The organism is Sandaracinus amylolyticus, from assembly GCF_021631985.1.
Taxonomy (GTDB): Bacteria; Myxococcota_A; Polyangia; order Polyangiales; family Sandaracinaceae; genus Sandaracinus; species Sandaracinus amylolyticus_A.
On the sequence record NZ_CP070225.1, the window covers coordinates 4,383,404 to 4,400,703 of the forward strand.

At 67.3% G+C, this 17,300-nt stretch carries 15 protein-coding genes and 5 tRNA genes; 15 read left to right on the forward strand and 5 right to left on the reverse strand.

Annotated features, from left to right (window positions below; translation table 11 throughout):
* Nucleotides 1-25 precede the first annotated feature (25 nt).
* The 5 genes from I5071_RS18525 to I5071_RS18545 all read right to left on the reverse strand — a co-directional run bounded on the left by I5071_RS18525 (nt 26) and on the right by I5071_RS18545 (nt 5,249).
* Nucleotides 26-859 (reverse strand): electron transfer flavoprotein subunit beta/FixA family protein, encoded by an 834-nt coding sequence (locus tag I5071_RS18525; protein ID WP_236606806.1) that lies wholly within the window; start codon nt 857-859, stop codon nt 26-28.
* 108 nt (nt 860-967) lie between these two features.
* Complete coding sequence (locus tag I5071_RS18530; protein ID WP_236606807.1) at nt 968-1,663, reverse strand: TetR/AcrR family transcriptional regulator; 696 nt, start codon at nt 1,661-1,663, stop codon at nt 968-970.
* 32 nt (nt 1,664-1,695) lie between these two features.
* A complete protein-coding gene (locus I5071_RS18535) occupies nt 1,696-3,990 on the reverse strand; it encodes a hypothetical protein (protein WP_236606808.1) in 2,295 nt (764 codons plus the stop codon).
* Nucleotides 3,987-4,580: a glycerol-3-phosphate 1-O-acyltransferase PlsY gene (gene plsY / locus I5071_RS18540; protein ID WP_236606809.1), complete on the reverse strand. Its 594-nt coding sequence runs from the start codon at nt 4,578-4,580 to the stop codon at nt 3,987-3,989. Before plsY ends, I5071_RS18535 begins: the two co-directional genes overlap by 4 nt.
* Nucleotides 4,581-4,616: 36 nt before the next feature.
* Nucleotides 4,617-5,249 (reverse strand): RNA polymerase sigma factor, encoded by a 633-nt coding sequence (locus tag I5071_RS18545; RefSeq protein ID WP_236606810.1) that lies wholly within the window; start codon nt 5,247-5,249, stop codon nt 4,617-4,619.
* Nucleotides 5,250-5,581: 332 nt separating this feature from the next.
* On the opposite strand from I5071_RS18545, the gene I5071_RS18550 reads away from it, so the two are divergent.
* The 15 genes from I5071_RS18550 (at nt 5,582) to rpoB (ending at nt 17,297) form a co-directional block, all read left to right on the forward strand.
* Nucleotides 5,582-6,799, forward strand: coding sequence for a tetratricopeptide repeat protein (locus I5071_RS18550; protein WP_236606811.1), 1,218 nt, complete (start codon nt 5,582-5,584; stop codon nt 6,797-6,799).
* A 189-nt stretch (nt 6,800-6,988) separates the two neighbouring features.
* Nucleotides 6,989-7,061: transfer RNA gene (locus I5071_RS18555), tRNA-Thr, on the forward strand.
* A gap of 189 nt (nt 7,062-7,250) precedes the next feature.
* Nucleotides 7,251-7,333 (forward strand) — tRNA-Tyr (locus I5071_RS18560).
* A 33-nt stretch (nt 7,334-7,366) separates the two neighbouring features.
* Nucleotides 7,367-7,439: transfer RNA gene (locus tag I5071_RS18565), tRNA-Gly, on the forward strand.
* An 80-nt stretch (nt 7,440-7,519) separates the two neighbouring features.
* A tRNA-Thr gene (locus I5071_RS18570) sits at nt 7,520-7,591 on the forward strand.
* Nucleotides 7,592-7,634: 43 nt separating this feature from the next.
* Nucleotides 7,635-8,825 (forward strand): elongation factor Tu, encoded by a 1,191-nt coding sequence (gene tuf, locus I5071_RS18575; protein WP_053232793.1) that lies wholly within the window; start codon nt 7,635-7,637, stop codon nt 8,823-8,825.
* A 14-nt stretch (nt 8,826-8,839) separates the two neighbouring features.
* On the forward strand, nt 8,840-8,992 hold the full coding sequence (gene rpmG, locus I5071_RS18580; RefSeq protein ID WP_053232790.1) for a 50S ribosomal protein L33: 153 nt from the start codon (nt 8,840-8,842) through the stop codon (nt 8,990-8,992).
* Nucleotides 8,993-9,034: 42 nt separating this feature from the next.
* Nucleotides 9,035-9,107, forward strand: a tRNA-Trp gene (locus I5071_RS18585).
* 39 nt (nt 9,108-9,146) lie between these two features.
* Complete coding sequence (gene secE / locus I5071_RS18590) at nt 9,147-9,695, forward strand: preprotein translocase subunit SecE (RefSeq protein WP_236606812.1); 549 nt, start codon at nt 9,147-9,149, stop codon at nt 9,693-9,695.
* Between the two features lie 80 nt (nt 9,696-9,775).
* Nucleotides 9,776-10,309 carry a transcription termination/antitermination protein NusG gene (gene nusG / locus I5071_RS18595; RefSeq protein ID WP_053238792.1) on the forward strand — a complete coding sequence of 178 codons (534 nt, stop codon included), beginning with the start codon at nt 9,776-9,778 and terminating at the stop codon, nt 10,307-10,309.
* A 157-nt stretch (nt 10,310-10,466) separates the two neighbouring features.
* Nucleotides 10,467-10,907, forward strand: a complete 441-nt coding sequence (rplK, locus tag I5071_RS18600) for a 50S ribosomal protein L11 (RefSeq protein ID WP_236606813.1) — start codon at nt 10,467-10,469, stop codon at nt 10,905-10,907.
* A 162-nt stretch (nt 10,908-11,069) separates the two neighbouring features.
* Nucleotides 11,070-11,780: a 50S ribosomal protein L1 gene (gene rplA, locus I5071_RS18605; RefSeq protein WP_053232784.1), complete on the forward strand. Its 711-nt coding sequence runs from the start codon at nt 11,070-11,072 to the stop codon at nt 11,778-11,780.
* Nucleotides 11,781-11,782: 2 nt separating this feature from the next.
* Nucleotides 11,783-12,346: a 50S ribosomal protein L10 gene (gene rplJ, locus I5071_RS18610; RefSeq protein ID WP_236606814.1), complete on the forward strand. Its 564-nt coding sequence runs from the start codon at nt 11,783-11,785 to the stop codon at nt 12,344-12,346.
* 110 nt (nt 12,347-12,456) lie between these two features.
* A complete protein-coding gene (gene rplL, locus I5071_RS18615; RefSeq protein WP_329611182.1) occupies nt 12,457-12,831 on the forward strand; it encodes a 50S ribosomal protein L7/L12 in 375 nt (124 codons plus the stop codon).
* Nucleotides 12,832-13,091: 260 nt separating this feature from the next.
* Nucleotides 13,092-17,297, forward strand: coding sequence for a DNA-directed RNA polymerase subunit beta (gene rpoB, locus I5071_RS18620; RefSeq protein ID WP_236606815.1), 4,206 nt, complete (start codon nt 13,092-13,094; stop codon nt 17,295-17,297).
* Nucleotides 17,298-17,300 lie beyond the last annotated feature (3 nt).

Genomic DNA, 17,300 nt, shown 5'->3' on the forward strand with positions numbered 1-17,300 from the left:
TCTCCTTACTTTCTCGCGGTGGCTCTCAGAGGACCTTCGCCTCGGTGCGGAGCTTCGTGACGAGCTCCTGCACCGACTCGACGTACTTGACCTGGCCCGAGCGCGCGGGCGGCAGCTCGAACTTCGAGTACTTCACGACGGGCGCGCTCGTGACGCCGAGATCCGCGAGCGACTTGACGTCGATCGGCTTCTTCTTGGCGGCCATGATGCCCTTGAGCGACGCGTACCGCGCGCCCTCGTTGTACTTGTGGGTGTCCGGCGTCTTGCCGTTCTTCACCGCGGCCGGCGACACGATGCGCAGGTCGACCGTCACGACGGCGGGCAGCGTCACCTTCAGCGTGAGCACGCCGGTGTCGACCTCGCGGCCGACCGTCAGCGTCTTGCCGCTCGCGTCGGCCTCGATCGCCATCGCGAACGTCGCCATCGGCCAGCCGAGCAGCTCCGCGAGCATCTGGCCCGCGGTGTTCGAGTCACCGTCGACCGCCTGCTTGCCCATCAGCACGAGGTCGGGCTTCTCCGCGTCGACGAGCGCCTTGAGCGCCTTCGCGACCACGCTCGAGTCGAGCTGATCGTCGGTCGCCTTGATCTGCACGCCGCGGTCCGCGCCCATCGCGAGCGGCTGGCGCAGCGTCGTCTGCACGTCGTCCGGCCCGAGGCTCACCACGACGACCTCGCCGAGCTTCTCGCCGCTCGCGCCGTTCTCGTTGATGCGAAGCGCGGCCTCGACGGCGTACTCGTCGAACGGGTTCAGCTTCCACTCGAGCCCGTCCGACGTCACGCGCTGACCGTCGGGCGAGACCTTCACCTTGTTCGCGTTGTCCGGATCGGCGACGCGCTTGACGGGAACGAGGATTTTCACGTGAGCCCTCCTACGGGACGAATCGAGGAAGAAGCAGGCGACTCTGCACCTCGTGAGGTGCGTCACCAACGAAAACCAGCGGCGATGTAGAAGCCACGACGCAGTGTGTCAAGCACGGTCTGCGTTGCGGCGAACACCCTCTAGAAACACGCTCGCAACCTGCGACGCAGCGCGATGGAGCTGGCCCGATTCGCCTCCTCCACCGAGCGCCCAAGTCACCGCGACACCATCGAGCGCGCCCCACAATGCGCGCGCGAGGATGCGCGGATTCAGATCGGGACGAACGACCCCTTCTCGTTGTCCCTGCGCGACGAGCCCCGCGATCACCTCGAGGTACTCGGTGAAGAGCGGCGTCGCGTACTGCTTCAGCAATCGCGACGACTGCCGCAGGTTCACCGTCACGACCTCCGCGAGGTCGCGCTGACCTTCGAGCAGACCGAGCTGCAGCTCGATCACGCGCCGGAACTTCTCGTCGAAGGTGCCGCCCTGCTCGAGCTCGCTGCGCAGCACCTTGATGAGCTTCGAGATGCGGTCCTCGAAGATCGAGACGAGGACGTCGTCCTTGTTCTTGAAATAGAGGTAGATGGTGCCGTCGGCGACGCCCGCGGCCTTCGCGATCTCGCTGACGCGCGTGGCGTAGAAGCCCTTGCGCGCGAACACGCGAATGGCGGCGCGCAGGATGCGCTCGCGCTTGTCGGGACCGCCGCGATCGGAGGCGCGCTTGCCCCGCGACTTCGTGGCGCGCGCGGGCGGGGCCTCCTCCTCGCCCTCTTCCCCCGCGCTGAATGGCCGTTCATTCGGCACGCGCGGGCGTATGCCACGCGCGTGGCGGAGGGTCAACGCCCGCGCTGTTCCTCGGCCGCGGGAGGACGGGCGATCACGTAACGCGGCGCACCGTCGATCAGCGCGCGCGCGGTGCGCGACGATGCGCTCTCGTCGATCGCGCGATCCTCGTCGGCCCGCGCGAGACGACGCGCCCGGGCGCGCGCGGTCGCGACGTCTCGGGCGCGCACCTCGCGCATCGCACCGATCGCGCTCGCGAGCGCTTCGTCGATCCGGGCGCGCGCCGCGTCGCGGGCGCGATCGATACGCGCAGGCAGCGCCGCGATCGTCTCTTCGTCACCACGCACCGCGATCGCGAGCCAAGCGCCCTCCGCGCCCGAGCCCGAGCGCGCCCACACGACGCGCAGCGCGGGCCCGTCGAGCGCCGCGATCCACGCATCGAGCGCCGCGCGCGCCCCCACGTCGTCGCTCGCGCGCGGCGCGAGATCACGAAGCGCGATCGTCACCTCGACACGCTCGTCGACCGAACGCACCGCGACGATCTCCTCACTGCCCACGCTCGCGATCGCATCGCTCGCGCGCGTGCTCTCGGGCGCCGGCAGCGACACCAGACCGAGCATCGCCGCACGCGCGATCGACGTCGCATCGACCTCGCCGACGATCGCGACCGTCACCGCGCCCCGCGTCGCGAGCCTCGCCCATGCGCGCTCGATCGATCGCGGATCGATCGCAGCGAGCGAGGCGAGCGTCCCCGACGGCGCGATCATCCCCGGCGCGCCCGGCACGAGCACCGACGCGGCGCGCGCGAGCCGCTCGCTGTCGCCGTCGAGCGAGGCGATCGCGCGAGCGCGCACCTCCTCGAGCGACGCGGGGCTCCACGCCAGTCTGCGCACGCAACGAGTGATGCTCTCGACCGCATCGAGCGCGCGCACGGGCGCGACCTCCACGCTCGCACCGAACGAGCTCGCATCGACCCACGCCTCGGCATCGTGCGCGTCGACGCAGCGCGCGAGCAGCCGCGCGAGGAGCGCGCTGCGCCCCTGCACCCGCGCCGGCTCGTCGCGCACGCCACCCGCGATCGACACCGCGATCGCGACGCGTCCGATCGGCGCCGCACGCACGACCACGCGCGTCCCGTGCTCGTCGCGGATCGACGTGCCCTCCGCGTCCGCCTCTTCGGTCAGCCCTTCACCGCGCGCCGCGGCATCGCTCGCGCGCGCGAGCGCCTCGATGCGGGTGCGCTCCTCGTCGCGGATCCGCGCATCGGGATCGTCGGCGTTCGCATCGCCGCGCCCTCCGGCGATCACCGCACCGACGCCGAGCCCTCCTTCGGCGCGCTCGCTCGTGCGTGCGACCCACCGTGCGCCGACGCGCCGCGCGAGCGAGCGCGGATCGTCCTCCGCGAGCGCATCGACGCGCTCTCCTCCGAGCGCCCGTGCGTACGTCGCGGCCGCGATCACTTCGTCGGCATCGCGCCCGCGCAACAGCACGATCTCGCCGCCGCGCAGCGGGAACACGCTCGCGCTGCCACCTTCGAGCTCGGCCGTCGCACGCCGCGCGATCGCGAGGGCGCGCGGCACGTCGCTCACCGCGAGCGCCACGCTCGTCGCGCTCTGCTCGTCGACGTCGACGCGTGCGCCGACGCTCGGCACGAACGCGCGCGCCGCGCGCACCCCGCTCGCGGCGGGAGCACGCACGAGCGCATCGGCGATCGCCGCGCGCACGCGCGCTTCGTCGGCATCGCCGATCACCACGAAGAGCGCGCGCGCCGGTCCGTAGTGCGTCGCGACGAAGCGCTCGACCTCCGCCCGCGTGATCGACGCGTCCGCGCTCGCCTCACCGAGCGGATCCATCCCCGCCGCATCGCCGGTGAGCGCCGCGATCGCGAGCCGATCGGCCGCACGCGCGACGTCCGCGCGAGCCCCGCGCCGCGTCGCGCGCAATCGCTCCAACGCGGCGTCGAGCGCACGCTCCTCGATCGATCGCGCCCCGAGCGCGCCCGCGAGCGCCTCGACGCACGCCTCGACCTGCGCGCTCTCGCACCCGACGTGCAGCTCGGTGCCGTCGGGGATCACGCGCGCCTCGATGCCGCGCCCTTCGGCGATCGCCCACGCTGCGACCGTCGCGATCCCGGCCGGGTCCACATCGCGCGATCCCGCGTCGATCCACAGCGACATCCAGGTGCGCCCATCGCTGGGCCGCGCGATCACCGAGAGCGACGCGTCCCCGATCGCCGCGACCTGCTCGTCCCCCGACGAGCTCACGGCGCGTGGCACCACCGCCCGCGGCGCGCCCCCACACGCGACGAGCACCGCGCTCGCCGCGATCACACCCAGCGCACGCATCACGACGGCGGCTCCTCGCCGCGCGCCAGGCGCACCAGGTTGTCCGCGTGCCGCAGCCACACGACGATCGCGATCGCGATCGTCATCATCCCGACCATCGATCGCGCGCCCTCGAGCGCGACCACGATCGCCGCACCGATCACCGCGCCCACGAGCGATCCCACGCTCGCTCGCCGTGTGATTCGTTTGAGCACCAAGTATCCGGCGACCGCCGCGATCCCCGCGATCGGCTGCGCGACCAGCATCACCCCAGCTGCCGTCGCCGCGCCCTTCCCGCCGCGGAACCGATGCCACACCGGCAAGCAGTGCCCGACCACCGCCGCCACCCCGCAGACCGCGGTCCACACGTCGTCTCGACCGAGCACGAGCAGCGCCGCGCCGTACGGCAGCGCGCCCTTCAGCGCGTCGAGCAGGAGGACGACACGTCCTTCCTTCTTCCCGATCACCCGGCCGACGTTCGTCGCACCGGGGTTCCCACTTCCCTCACCGTAGAGGTCGATGCCCTTGCGTCGTGCGATCAGCAGCGCGAACGAGATCGAGCCCACCAGATAGGCGATGATCGCGAGCGCAGGACCGATCCAGGACGGCGGCACGGCCGCGGAGCATACGGCTCGTGCCTCGCGGTGGCATCAGGCCGCGTGATCGACGATCGGCTGCAGCATGCGCTGGAGGCGGCAGCGGATCTTGTGCTTCTTCGAATAGACGGTCTTCACCGAGATGTGCATCTCCTCGGCGACCTCCTCGGGCGTCAGGCCGTCCATGTAATAGAGGCGCACGAACGTGCGATCCTTCGCCGAGAAGGTCTGCAGCGTCGCGTCGATCCGTCCCCAGCGCTCCTTGTCGAGCAGCTGCGTGTACGGATCGGCCTCGATCTCACCGACGTTCTCCGCGTCCGAGAGCTCGGTGCACTGCGGCTGGCGCGCGACGGTGCGCAGGTAGTCCCACGCGGCGTTCGTCGCGAGCATGCCGACCCACGAGCTGAGCTTGTTGCCGCGCTCCGCGTCGAACGTGCGGAGCTTGTGCATGTCGCGGCGCGTGAGCCCGAGGAGGAACTGCGCGTAGATCTCGCGCACGTCTTCGCTCGAGAGCGAGCCCGGGAAGCGGCTCGTGACCTTGTGGATGCAGCGATAGACCAAGCGATCGAAGCGGCGGTGGAACTCGCGCCAGGCGAGCGACTCCTTCAGCAGCATCCGCGCGAGCAGGGTGTCGTCGATCCACGTCTCCGCCTGCTTCGCCGCCGTCTCGAACCGATTCGTGGTCATGTCCCGTCCTTCGTGATCCGCAGAGAAAGCCCGAGGCTGCCGGCCCCGTCCGGGTCGCAGCTCGTCGTCCCCGTCGAGCCGCGCCGCCGCCTTGAGCAGCCGCCGTGCCACGCGCTCAGGGCACTGATAGATCACGAAATCACTCACGAAATCGGAACGAGGGAAGAACTCCGAGCCGCCGATCGTAACGTTCGACTCGCGGAGTTACGGCGGAGCACCGCAACACCCTGTTACGCTGTTACGCTCCCGTTCCGCTCCACGCGGCCCCATGCTCAGGCGCCAAGGAACTCTCCCGTGCGCGCGTTGTCCCGCGTGACGGAGGCCCCGCCGGAATGATCAAGCGCGCGCTGCTCGCCCTCACCTCGTTCGCACTGCTGGCCGCGTGCGGCGCGGCCCGCACCTCGGCCCCGACCGGTCCCGCGGTGCAGCTCGAGGAGACGCGCATCGTCGCGCGCCACACCAGCGGCGGTGAGCTCGAGCTCGACTCCTACGACGCCAGCCAGCTCTTCCAGCGCGCATACGAGCTCGGCCAGCGCGGCGAGTGCGCGGCCGCGGTCGAGCTCTACGACCGCGTGGTCGCCGAGTTCCCGAGCAGCCGCTACCTCTCTCCTGCGCTCTACAACGCCGGGCTCTGCCTGAAGGACGCCGGGGATCTCGCAGGCGCAGTGGAGCGCTGGTCGATGCTGCTCGAGCGCGTGCCCGACGCCCCCGACGCAAAGCACGCGCGCTTCCTCATGACGGCCGCGCTGGTCGAGCTCGAGCGCTGGGAGCCGGCGCTCGACTCCGCCGAGCTGCTCCTCGATCGCGACGATCTCCGCAGCGACGAGCGACTCGAGGCGATGGCCCGCCGCGCCGAGGCCCTCTTCGGCCTGCGCCGGATCGAGGACGCGGAGCGCGCGGCGCGTGACGCCCTCGCCTACTACCGCACGCGTCAGGGCGAGGAGCTCATCGCGGACGAGTACTTCGCGGCCGCCGCGAACTTCGTGCTCGCCGAGACGATCCGCACCCGCTCGGAGGCGCTCGCGCTGCCGGACTCCGACGTCGTGACACAGCGCGAGACGCTCGACCGTCGCGCCCAGCTCCTGCTCGATGCGCAGCGCGCGTACTTCGACACCATGCGGCACACCGACGCCCGCTGGGCGGCGGCGGCGGGCTACCGCATCGGAGCGATGTACGAGCACCTCTATCGCGCGATCACCGAAGCGCCGGTCCCGCCGCCGCCCCCGGATCGTCCTCTCACCGGCGACGCGCTCGAGATCTACCGACGCGAGTACCGCGGCCAGCTCGCCGATCGCGTCCGTCCGCTCGTGCGTCACGCGATCCGCTACTGGGAGCTGACCCTCCTGATGGTCGAGCGCACCGGCGTGCGGTCCGACTGGGTCGAGCGCACGCGCACCGAGCTCGACCGCGCCCGACAGCTCCTGCTCGGAGGCCCCCTGTCCGACACCGAGCCCGAGCCCGCGCGCGCTCTGGGATCGCCCTCGGACACCCCCGATCGCCCCTCGACGAGCACCGCGGCAGCCCCCTCGAGCGCCCCTGTTCATCAATGATCCCCGGGATCTGGGGATCCCCGCCGGCGCATCCGAGCAAGCGTCGTACCCGGGTGCATCGATCTCGCTTGACAGCTTTGCGAGGGCACCGTACATAACGCGCCCTCGCGTTCCCCGCGCGGGTGGAGTGGTCCGTTCTCCGCAGTCCGTGTCGGCCCGCTCCGCTTCTCCGGGGCACCAGGAAGGTGTGCTGGCGTAGCTCAATCGGTAGAGCACCTGTTTTGTAAACAGGGGGTCGTGGGTTCGAGTCCCACCGTCAGCTCGAGCCCGATTCCCTGTCTCTCTCGATGAACACGCTGGCTGGACGGGCTCGTTTTCTCACTGTCTTCTCCCCCTCGGGCGAACGAGCTGCTACTGACCGCCTCCAGATCGGGAACGACCGCCAGCCCGAAAGACCGCCAGCCCGAACGACGCTGCCCAGAACGACGTAGACGAAATCGCTAGACATTCCGGAGGGTTGCCCGAGTGGCCAAAGGGAGCAGACTGTAAATCTGCCGGCGCCAGCCTTCGGTGGTTCGAATCCACCACCCTCCAGTCCGCTTCTCCATATCCCCGCTCGTTCGCTACGCGGGAGTAGCTCAGTTGGTAGAGCGTCAGCCTTCCAAGCTGAACGTCGCCGGTTCGAATCCGGTCTCCCGCTCTGTCCGATCGTTCGCGGACTCACCTACCGCGAAATCTTCTCTGAAAATCTCGGTTCTTCGCAGATTCCCAGTTCCGTACGCCCAGGTAGCTCAGAGGTAGAGCACCTCCTTGGTAAGGAGGAGGTCGTGAGTTCGATTCTCATCCTGGGCTCGAGACCCACACGCTGAATAAGAGAAAATAGGAGCACGGCGCGATGGCGAAGGAAAAGTTCGTCCGGACCAAGCCGCACGTCAACGTCGGCACGATCGGTCACATCGATCACGGCAAGACCACGACGACCGCGGCGATCACGAAGGTCGCGGCGAAGAAGTTCGGCGGCAAGGAGATCTCGTACTCCGACATCGCCAAGGGCGGCACCGTCCGCGACGACTCGAAGATCGTGACGATCGCGGTCTCGCACGTCGAGTACGAGTCGGAGAAGCGCCACTACGCGCACGTCGACTGCCCCGGTCACGCCGACTACATCAAGAACATGATCACCGGCGCCGCCCAGATGGACGGCGCGATCCTGGTGGTCAGCGCGCTCGACGGCCCGATGCCGCAGACGAAGGAGCACGTGCTCCTCGCGGGTCAGGTCGGCGTGCCGAAGATCGTCGTCTGGCTCAACAAGGTCGACGCGGTCGAGGACCCGGACCTGCTCGAGCTCGTCGAGATGGAGGTCCGCGACCTCCTCAACAAGTACAAGTTCGACGGCGACAACGCGCCGGTCGTCCGCGGCTCGGCCCTCAAGGCCATGCAGGGCGATCCCGAGGGCGAGCAGACCGTCATCAACCTGCTCAACGCGCTCGACGCGTGGATCCCCGAGCCGGTTCGCGACACCGACAAGCCGTTCCTGATGGCCATCGAGGACGTGTTCTCGATCAAGGGCCGCGGCACGGTCGTCACGGGCCGCATCGAGCGCGGTGTGATCAAGGTCGGCGAGGAAGTCGAGATCCTCGGCTTCCGCGACACCCGCAAGACCACGGTCACCGGCGTCGAGATGTTCCGCAAGCTGCTCGACCAGGGCCAGGCGGGCGACAACGTCGGCTGCCTCCTGCGCGGCATCGAGAAGGACGACGTCGAGCGCGGCCAGGTGCTCGCGAAGCCCGGCTCGGTGAAGACGCACAAGAAGTTCAACGCCGAGGTCTACGTCCTGAAGAAGGAGGAGGGCGGCCGTCACAAGCCGTTCTTCACCAACTACCGCCCGCAGTTCTACATGCGGACGACGGACGTGACCGGCACGATCCACCTCGCCGAGGACGTGAAGATGGTCATGCCGGGCGACAACGTCTCGATGACCGTCGAGCTCATCACGTCGGTCGCGCTCGAGGAGCAGCAGCGCTTCGCGATCCGCGAGGGCGGCCGCACCGTCGGCGCCGGCGTCATCACGAAGATCATCGAGTGATCGGAGCCCGCTAGATGGGTGACAGAGTGCGCGTCGCGCTCGTCTGCAGCGAGTGCGACGCGCGCAACTATCAGACGACGAAGTCTCGGAAGCAGGCCGAGCGTCTGGAAATCAAGAAGTACTGTCCCCGCTGCGAGAAGCACACGACTCATCGAGAGTCGAAGTGACCGTTCGAGAGCCTCGACGAAGAAAACGAGGCTCTCGAGAATAGGCCAGTAGCTCCAACGGTAGAGCACCGGATTCCAAATCCGAGGGTTGGGGGTTCGAATCCCTCCTGGCCTGACCTCGACGGGTCGATATCAAACGAACGCTGGAACACGGATGGCGGACGAAGACGACAAGGACCTCGAGCGCGACGGCGACGAGGACACCTCGAGCGAGGCCGGGGAGCCGAACGAGGCGAGCGCGGACGACGACGTCGCGCGCCGAGAGGCCGCCGCGATCGAGCGCGAGGAGCGCGAGCTCGCCGAGGCCGCCGCCGAGAACGAGGCGAACCCGGTCACCAGCCTCCTCGGCATCGAGCGCTGGGTCCAGTTCGCGTTCATCGCGGCCGCGGTGATCACGTTCTACCTCTCGGACCGGCTGATCACGTTCGTGTGGGGCTTCTTCGCGGAGCCCGACCCGACGATCGTCTCCGGCGCGGCCGCGCTGGTCGGCATCGTGGGCGCCTTCCTGCTCTACCGTCACCCGCGCGTGAACGAGCTCGCGCACGAGGTGGTCGGTGAGCTCAGCAAGGTGACCTGGCCGACGCGCGACGAGACGTACTACTCGACGGTCGTCGTGATCGTCACTTCGATCATCGCGGCGGTCTACACCGGCGTCTTCGACGCGCTCTGGTCGGCGTTCACCGACCTCATCTACAACGTCTGATCGAGCGGGGGCGCGCTCGAAGCGAGAGGCCCATGCAGTACGAAGGGCGCCTCGACAGCCGGCGCGAGAGTGGGGCTTCGATGGCCAAGAAGTGGTACGTGGTGCAGGCGTATTCGGGCTACGAGGGCAAGGTGAAGTCCGCCCTCGAGGAGCGCGTCCGTCAGCACGGGATGGAGGAGTTCTTCGGGGAGATCCTGATCCCCAAGGAGAACGTCCAGGACACCACGAAGACCGGCACGAAGCGCGTGTCCAGCCGGACCTTCTATCCCGGGTACGTGTTCGTGAACATGGACCTGAACGAGCGTACTTGGCACCTCGTCAAGGACACGCCGAAGGTCAGCGGGTTCGTGGGTGGTCGTCACCCCAGCCCGGTCCCGGAGAGTGAGATCAACGCGATCTTCCAGCAGGTCGCGGAGGGCGCGGCCAAGCCGAAGCCGCGCGTCGTGTTCGACACCGGCGATCACGTGCGCGTGACCGACGGCGCGTTCGCGAACTTCACTGGCACCGTCCAGGAAGTGAACCCGGCGAAGCAGAAGGTCACGGTGCTGGTCTCGATCTTCGGCCGCGCGACGCCGGTCGAGCTCGAGTACGGGCAGGTCGAGAAGACGCAGTAGTCGAGAGTGGCAGTCGCCGGTCGAGTGCTCGTTGCTCTCGGCGCTGCCACGGTGGTTTCCGCACCGCAGTAGCGGTGTTTGAGGCTGGGTCTCGACGAGCCCAGCAGACGGTTTCGAGTCGCTTCGCTCCGCGCGCGCGGGATTTCAGGACGCAGCCATGAAGAAGGTCACTGGTCAGATCAAGCTCCAGCTCCCTGCCGGCAAGGCGAACCCCTCGCCCCCGGTCGGTCCCGCGCTCGGTCAGCACGGCGTGAACATCATGCAGTTCTGCAAGGAGTTCAACGCGCGGACGAACAAGCAGGAAGGGCTGATCATCCCGGTGGTGATCACGGTCTTCTCCGACCGCTCGTTCACCTTCATCACCAAGACGCCGCCGGCCTCGGTGCTCATCAAGCGCGAGCTCGGGCTGAAGATCGGCAAGAAGCCGGCGAGCGGTTCGTCGCGTCCCAACAAGGACAAGGTCGGCAAGATCACCCGCGCGCAGCTGACGAAGCTCGCGCAGGAGAAGATCCAGGACACGAACGCGGCGTCGATCGAGGCGTGTGTTCGTTCGCTGGCGGGCACCGCGCGCTCGATGGGCGTCGACGTCGTCGACTGACCCTCTCGAGCGACGATTCGAGTTCGGACTGACATCGTCGCAACACCCTTCCCGCTGGTTGGGTGGAACGTCGGTGATCGAACCACTGCCGCTGAGAAGTGACGGCGTCGGTGGGAGGCGGGAACGCCGACAATGGGGTCGGGGCCGCCGAATGGAGGAGCGATGAAGACGGGAAGAAAGCGCAAGAGCGCGATCGAGTCGATCGATCGTGATCGTCGCTATGCCCTCCCGGAGGCCGTCGCTCTCGTCGCCAAGGCGAGCTTCGCCAAGTTCGACGAGAGTGTGGACATCGCGGTCAGGCTCGGGGTCAACCCGAAGCACGCCGATCAGATGGTTCGTGGAGCAACCGTGTTGCCCCACGGCATCGGCAAGACCGTTCGTGTCCTGGTCTTCGCAAAGGGCGAGAAGGCGACGGAGGCCCAGGCGGCCGGAGCCGATTTCGTCGGCGCCGACGACCTGGTCGCCAAGGTCCAGGAAGGCTGGCTCGACTTCGAGACGGTGATCGCGACGCCCGACATGATGGGTCAGGTCGGTCGTCTCGGTCGTGTGCTCGGTCCGCGTGGTCTGATGCCCAACCCCAAGACCGGCACCGTGACGTTCGACGTCACCAAGGCGGTCAAGGAGGCCAAGGGCGGCAAGGTCGAGTTCCGCGCCGAGAAGGAAGGTGGCATCGTCCACGCTCCGATCGGCAAGAAGTCGTTCTCGCCGGACAAGCTCGAGGAGAATGCCCGTGCACTGATTGCTGCGCTGATGAAGGCGAAGCCGTCGGCGGCCAAGGGCACCTACCTCCGCAGCATCACCATCAGCACCACGATGGGCGCGGGCGTCAAGGTCGACACGGCGACGGTCGAGCAGGCGACTGCGGAGGCGTGATCATGGCCAACGGAACCAGCACTGCCCGTGAGGACAAGGCGAAGGTCGTCGACGAGGTCAAGGGCCTCTTCGACAAGGCGACCAGCGTCGTGTTCCTCGGCTTCAAGGGCATGGACGTGATCACGGTGACGGACCTGCGCTCGAAGTTCCGCAAGGCGGGCGTCGAGTACAAGGTCGTCAAGAACAAGCTCGTCGAGCAGGCCCTGAAGGGCACGCCCCTCGAGGGCAAGCTCGGGAAGGTCCTCGCCGGCGAGACTGCGGTCGCGTTCTCGTTCGAGGATCCCTCGACGGCCGCGAAGGTCGTGCGCGACTTCCGCAAGGAAGGCGACAAGCAGGAGAAGCTCGAGGTCAAGGCCGCGGTTCTCGACAACGCCGTCATGGCTGGCGGTGACGTCGAGAAGCAGCTCGCCTCGATGCCTGGCAAGGACGAGCTCCGCGCCATGCTCCTCGCGACGCTCCAGGCGCCGGCGCAGAACCTCGTCGCGCAGCTGCAGGCCCCCCTGCAGAACCTCGTCTACGTGCTCGAGGCGCGTCGCAAGCAGCTCGAAGAGAGCAGCGGCGGCTGAGCCCGAGCGATTCGCTCGATACTCCAACTCACCGAAACGAACCGAACATGAGATTTGCGCACCTGCTCAAGTGCGCGTGATTGCAGGAAGAGAAGGTCAACATGGCGACGATGGATCAGCAGAAGATGGTCGATGAGCTCTCGAGCTGGACCGTGATGGAGGTCGCTGGCCTCATCAAGGCGCTCGAGGAGAAGTGGGGCGTCAAGGCGGCCCCGGCGGTCGTTGCTGGCGCGGCGGCGCCGGCGGCGGCGGCGGCGGCCCCCGTGGCGGAGCAGACCGAGTTCACGGTCGAGCTCACCAGCGGCGGCGACAAGAAGATCAACGTCATCAAGGTCGTTCGCGAGCTGACGGGCCTCGGCCTGGCGGACGCGAAGAACCTCGTCGAGGCCGCGCCGAAGGTCGTGAAGGAAGGCGTGTCGAAGGCCGACGCCGAGGACATGAAGAAGAAGCTCGAGGAGGCTGGCGCCAAGGTCACGCTGAAGTGACCGGGATCTGCAATCACGAGCACGGCTGAAAGGATCACGGTGCGGGGGCCGGAAGGCCCCTGCGCCGTGCTCCGTCTTTCTCGCGCCTTTTCGCCGCTCGCATCCGCGGCGATTTTCGGCTGAGTCGCTGGTGTCGACCCGAACGACGTGAGTCGCTCGCACTTGGGTCGCCTGATTCTGCCGCACGTTTTCTGGGGTTCTACCCCGTCCTTCGACTAGCTTCCGGGCTCCCGAACCAAGACGCATAGAGGTACGTTCCGATGGCCTCGACCTCGCAGATTCAGACCAACTTCCGGATTCGGCACAGCTTCGCGAAGATCAGTCAGATCATCGGCATTCCGAATCTGATCGATATCCAGAAGCGGTCGTACGAGAAGTTCCTCCAGGCGAACGTTCCTCCCAACCGGCGCGAAGACATCGGCCTGCAGGGCGTCTTCCGCAGCGTCTTCCCGATCCGTGACTTCAACGGCACGAGCGAGCTCGTGTTCGTCGGATACACGCTCGAGCGTCCCAAGTACGACGTGGACGAGTGCGTGCAGCGCGGCATGACCTACGCCGCGCCGATCAAGGTCACGATCCAGCTGATCATCTACGACACGCAGAGCGAAGGCTCGGAGCGGACCGTCCGCGACATCAAGGAGCAGGAGGTCTACTTCGGCGAGATCCCGCTGATGACCGAGAACGGTACGTTCATCATCAACGGGACCGAGCGCGTCGTCGTCAGCCAGCTGCACCGCTCGCCGGGCGTGTTCTTCGACCACGACAAGGGCAAGACGCACTCGAGCGGCAAGCTGCTCTACCAGGCGCGCGTCATCCCCTACCGCGGCTCGTGGCTCGACTTCGAGTTCGATCCGAAGGACCTCATCTACGTCCGCATCGATCGCCGCCGCAAGCTGCACGCGACCGTGCTGCTCAAGGCGCTCGGCTACTCGACGCAGGATCTGCTCAAGTTCTATTACGACACCGAGACGATCTTCCTCGAGAAGGGCGGCAAGTACGCGCGCTCGATCGAGTTCGATCTCCTCCCCGGTCAGCGCGCCACCCGCGACATCAAGGTCGAGGGCGACGTGATCGTGCGCAAGAACCGCAAGTTCACGCGCGCCGCGATCCGCAAGCTGAAGGACGCGGGCCTCGATCGCCTTCCGCTCGATCTCCCCGAGGTCGTCGGCAAGGTCAGCGCCGAGGACGTGATCGACGAGGAGACCGGCGAGGTCCTTCTCGGGGTCAACGAAGAGGTCACCGAGGAGAAGCTCGAGCGCCTTCGCGAGGCGAAGATCGAGAGCTTCAAGATCCTCTTCATCGACGGCCTCAACGTCGGCAGCTACCTCCGCGACACGCTCAACGCGGACAAGATCACCACGCAGGACGAGGCGATCCTCGAGATCTACCGCCGCCTGCGCCCGGGCGATCCGCCGACGCTCGAGACGGCGAAGACCCTCTTCAACAACTTGTTCTTCAACCCGGAGCGCTACGACCTCTCGAAGGTCGGCCGCCTGAAGCTGAACTACAAGTTCTACAAGGAAGAGGATCCGGCGCGTCCGGCGCTCGAGGTGTCGGTCCTGACGACCCTCGACATCCTCCACACCGTCAAGCACCTCATCGAGCTGAAGAACGGCCGCGGCTCGGTCGACGACATCGACCACCTCGGCAACCGTCGCGTGCGCGCGGTCGGCGAGCTCATGGAGAACCAGTACCGCATCGGCCTGGTTCGCATGGAGCGCGCGATCAAGGAGCGCATGAGCATGTCTCAGGAGATCGAGACGCTCATGCCGCACGACCTGATCAACGCGAAGCCCGTCTCCGCGGTGGTCAAGGAGTACTTCGGCAGCTCGCAGCTCTCGCAGTTCATGGATCAGACGAACCCGCTCTCGGAGGTGACGCACAAGCGTCGTCTCTCGGCCCTCGGGCCCGGCGGTCTGACCCGTGAGCGTGCGGGCTTCGAGGTCCGCGACGTCCACCCGACGCACTACGGTCGTATCTGCCCGATCGAGACGCCGGAAGGTCCGAACATCGGCCTCATCGCGTCGCTCTCGACGTTCGCGCGCGTGAACGAGTACGGCTTCGTCGAGACGCCGTACCGCAAGGTCGAAGGCGGTCAGGTCGCCAAGGAAGTGCGGTGGTTCTCCGCCCTCGAGGAGGAAGGCCACTACATCGCTCAGGCGAACGCGCAGACCGACAAGAACGGGATGCTCATCGCGGGCCTCGTCCCCGCTCGCTACAACGGCGAGTCGGTGATGGTGCCGCACGACCAGATCACGCTGATGGACGTGAGTCCGAATCAGCTGGTCTCGGTCGCCGCGTCGATGATTCCGTTCCTCGAGCACGACGACGCGAACCGCGCGCTCATGGGCTCGAACATGCAGCGTCAGGCGGTGCCGCTGGTCCGCTGTGACGCGCCGATCGTCGGGACCGGCCTCGAGGGCAAGGTCGCGCGCGACTCGGGCGTGTGCATCCTCGCGAAGCGCGATGGCATCGTCGATTCGGTCGACGCGACGCGTATCGTCGTGAAGGCCGAGGGCGAGGCGGGCGCGTTCCCCGACATCTATCGTCTGGGCAAGTTCGCGCGCAGCAATCAGTCGACGTCGTACACGCAGAAGCCGGTGGTCCGCCCCGGTGAGCACGTGAAGGCGGGCGACGTGATCGCCGACGGTCCGAGCTGCGATGTCGGCGAGCTCGCGCTCGGCCGCAACGTGGTCGTCGCGTTCATGCCGTGGGGTGGATACAACTTCGAGGATTCGATCCTGATCTCGGAGCGAATCGCGAAGGAAGACATCTACACCTCGGTGCACATCGAGGAGTTCGAGTGCGTCGCGCGCGACACGAAGCTCGGCAAGGAAGAGATCACGCGCGACATCCCGAACGTCGGTGAGGACGCCCTCAAGGACCTCGACGACTCGGGCATCGTGCGCATCGGCGCCGAGGTGAAGAGCGGCGACATCCTCGTCGGCAAGATTACGCCGAAGGGCGAGACCCAGCTCTCGCCCGAGGAAAAGCTGCTCCGCGCGATCTTCGGTGAGAAGGCGGGCGACGTGCGCGACACGTCGCTGCGCGTCCCGCCGGGCGTCGGTGGCGTCGTGATCAACGCGCGCGTCTTCTCCCGCAAGGGCACCGAGAAGGACGACCGCGCGAAGGAGATCGAGGACGCCGAGCGCGCGAAGCTCGAGAAGGACATGGCGGACGAGCAGAAGATCATCCGCGAGTCCGCTTACAACCGCGTCAAGAAGCTCCTCACGGGTCGCACCACGCAGTCGAAGCTCGTCGACGAGAAGGGCAAGGTCCTCCTCGCGAAGGGCGGCGAGATCACTGCGGAGATGCTCGACCCGATCCCGCGCAAGTACTGGAAGGACATCGAGATCGACAAGGGCCAGGAGAAGGTCCAGGCGATCCTCGAGGAGCTCAACGAGCAGGTCGGCGCGATCGAGAGCCTCTTCCAGGAGAAGATCGGCAAGCTCTCGAAGGGCGACGAGCTGCCGCCGGGCGTCATCAAGATGGTGAAGGTCTACATCGCCATCAAGAGGAAGCTCCAGGTCGGCGACAAGATGGCGGGTCGACACGGCAACAAGGGTGTCGTGTCGCGCATCCTCCCCGAGGAGGACCTGCCCTACCTGCCGGACGGCACGCCGGTCGACGTCGTGCTCAACCCGCTCGGCGTCCCGAGCCGCATGAACGTCGGTCAGATCCTCGAAGTCCACCTCGGGTGGGCGGGCCTGCTGCTCGGTCGGCAGATCCAGGAGCTGATCGCCGAGAAGAAGCTCGGTGGCGACGGACTGCGCAAGCACCTGCAGGCGATCTTCAAGCGCGGTGAGACCCGCGCGCTGATCGACGAGCTCAAGACCGAAGAGCTCGTGTCCTTCGCGGAGAAGTACAAGAACGGCTTCAAGCTCGCGTCGCCCGTCTTCGACGGCGCGCACGAGAGCGAGATCAAGAGCATGCTGCAGCTCGTGCAGGACACGGCGAAGGAGCACGAGCAGCGCTCGTCGCTCTATCACGTGTCGGCGCGCACCAGCGGTCAGACGGTGCTCTTCGACGGTCGCACCGGCGAGGCGTTCCACCGCGATGTGACGGTGGGCGTGATGTACATCCTGAAGCTGCACCACCTCGTGGACGACAAGATCCACGCACGCAGCATCGGGCCGTACTCGCTGGTCACCCAGCAGCCCCTCGGCGGCAAGGCGCAGTTCGGTGGTCAGCGCCTCGGCGAGATGGAGGTCTGGGCGATGGAGGCCTACGGCGCGGCGTACGCGCTGCAGGAGTTCCTGACCGTCAAGTCCGACGACGTGCAGGGCCGCACTCGGATGTACGAGTCCATCGTGAAGGGCGAGTACATCCTCGACGCGGGTCTGCCGGAGAGCTTCAACGTCCTGATGAAGGAGCTCCAGGCCCTCTGTCTCAACGTCGAGTTGATCGAGGGTCCGGGGGGCACGCCGCGCAAGGCCGACGACGTGCTGGTTGCCGAGGAGGAGTGAGGT

Excerpts from the sequence above, each read along its gene's own strand:
- rplK (WP_236606813.1), top strand. The coding sequence starts at position 10,467 with ATGAAGAAGGTCACTGGTCAGATCAAGCTCCAGCTCCCTGCCGGCAAG.
- rpmG (WP_053232790.1), top strand. The coding sequence starts at position 8,840 with ATGGGTGACAGAGTGCGCGTCGCGCTCGTCTGCAGCGAGTGCGACGCG.
- rplA (WP_053232784.1), top strand. The coding sequence starts at position 11,070 with ATGAAGACGGGAAGAAAGCGCAAGAGCGCGATCGAGTCGATCGATCGT.
- tuf (WP_053232793.1), top strand. The coding sequence starts at position 7,635 with ATGGCGAAGGAAAAGTTCGTCCGGACCAAGCCGCACGTCAACGTCGGC.
- rplJ (WP_236606814.1), top strand. The coding sequence starts at position 11,783 with ATGGCCAACGGAACCAGCACTGCCCGTGAGGACAAGGCGAAGGTCGTC.
- nusG (WP_053238792.1), top strand. The coding sequence starts at position 9,776 with ATGGCCAAGAAGTGGTACGTGGTGCAGGCGTATTCGGGCTACGAGGGC.
- rpoB (WP_236606815.1), top strand. The coding sequence starts at position 13,092 with ATGGCCTCGACCTCGCAGATTCAGACCAACTTCCGGATTCGGCACAGC.
- secE (WP_236606812.1), top strand. The coding sequence starts at position 9,147 with ATGGCGGACGAAGACGACAAGGACCTCGAGCGCGACGGCGACGAGGAC.
- I5071_RS18550 (WP_236606811.1), top strand. The coding sequence starts at position 5,582 with ATGATCAAGCGCGCGCTGCTCGCCCTCACCTCGTTCGCACTGCTGGCC.
- I5071_RS18545 (WP_236606810.1), bottom strand. The coding sequence starts at position 5,249 with ATGACCACGAATCGGTTCGAGACGGCGGCGAAGCAGGCGGAGACGTGG.
- rplL (WP_329611182.1), top strand. The coding sequence starts at position 12,457 with ATGGATCAGCAGAAGATGGTCGATGAGCTCTCGAGCTGGACCGTGATG.